This is a genomic window from Herbaspirillum lusitanum P6-12, assembly GCF_000256565.1.
Classification (GTDB): domain Bacteria; phylum Pseudomonadota; class Gammaproteobacteria; order Burkholderiales; family Burkholderiaceae_D; genus Herbaspirillum; species Herbaspirillum lusitanum.
In genome coordinates, this window is sequence record NZ_AJHH01000232.1 from 1 (window position 1) to 1,446 (window position 1,446).

The 1,446-nt window shown below is 67.0% G+C and carries 1 protein-coding gene and 1 pseudogene; both read left to right on the top strand.

Going from position 1 to position 1,446, the window contains the following annotated elements; genetic code table 11:
• Nucleotides 1-27: 27 nt before the first annotated feature.
• Nucleotides 28-546: pseudogene (locus HLUSI_RS27505) on the top strand (SDR family NAD(P)-dependent oxidoreductase); the annotation flags it as partial.
• Between the two features lie 14 nt (nt 547-560).
• On the top strand, nt 561-1,446 hold an 886-nt coding region (locus HLUSI_RS0107540; protein ID WP_016833393.1), incomplete at its 3' end, for an FAD-dependent oxidoreductase.

Sequence of the window (1,446 nt, forward strand, 5' to 3'; positions counted from 1 at the left end):
TAGGACGCCGACGTCGCACTCAACACCTACGGCCGCCTCGACGCCCTGGTTGCCAACGCCGGCTTCGCCGACCGCAAGCGCATCGGCGAGCTCAGTACGCAGGACTGGTCGCGTTCGATTGATGCGCTGCTGGGCGGCTTCTTCCAGCTGGTCACTGCCTGCAAGGACGCCTTGCAACAGGCGCCGGCGGGCCGCGTGGTGGCGGTCAGCTCTTTTGTCGCGCACGTGTATCGCCTCGGCGAATCGGGTTTCCCGGCCTCGGCTGCGGCCAAGGCCGGCATCGAAGCGCTGGTGAAATCGCTGGCGGTGCAGCTGGCGCCGTCGGGCGCGACCGTCAATGCCGTGGCGCCCGGCTACGTGCAGAAATCCGATCCCAACAAATCCGCCATCGACCCGGCCGCCTGGGCCGCCGCGCTGGAGCGCATTCCCATGCAGCGCCTCGGCCAACCGCAGGAAATCGCCAACGTCATCGCCTTTTTACTGAGCCCGGCCGCGTCATACGTCACGGGTCAGGTTTGGCACATCGACGGTGGCCTTACTCTATAAATAGTTAATTCATCATGCACATCATCGTCATCGGCGCCGGCATCGTCGGCGTAACCACCGCCTATTTCCTGCACGAAAAGGGCTACACCGTCACGGTAGTCGACCGCCAGCCGGAAGTCGCGGCCGAAACCAGCGTCGGCAACGCCGGCCACGTCTGCCCGTCCTACGCCACGCCGTGGGCGGCGCCCGGGATGAAGGGCAAGTCGCTCAAGTGGTCGCTGCAAAGCTGGCTGGGCATGGAGTCGGCATTGCGCTTCACGCCGCGCCTGGACCGTCATCAATGGCGCTGGCTCGGCCAGTTCCTGTCGCAATGCAACGCCGATCGCTACGCCGTCAACAAGGCGCGCATGGGACGCCTGGCGCGCTACAGCCACACGCAGCTGAAGGACATCCGCGAACGCCTCGGCATTGAGTACGAACAAACCACGGTCGGCAACCTGCAACTGTTCCGCACCCAGGAAGGCATGGACAACGCCGGCCTCGCCGCGCGCGTGCTGGCCGAAGCGGGCGTGGCCTACGAGTTGCTCGACGCCGGCGCCTGCGTGACCTTCGACCCGGCCCTGCGCGCCGCGCGCGATCAACTGGTCGGCGGCATGCTGTTGCCGCAGGATGAGACCGGCAATTGTCCGCTGTTCGCCCGCGCGCTGGCCGGCTGGCTGCAGACCCAGGGTGTCGGCTTCGAGCTCGGCACGTCCGTGCAGCAGATCGAATATGCCGGCGGCGCCGTCACCGGGCTGCGCACCGCCAACGGCATGTTGAAGGCCGACGCCTATGTGGTGGCCTGCGCCAGCGCATCGGTGGCGCTGGTCAAGCCGCTGGGTTTGCAATTGCCGGTGTATCCGGTCAAGGGTTACGCCATCACGGTGCCGGTCGCTGACGCGACGGCGGCGCCCGGCCCGC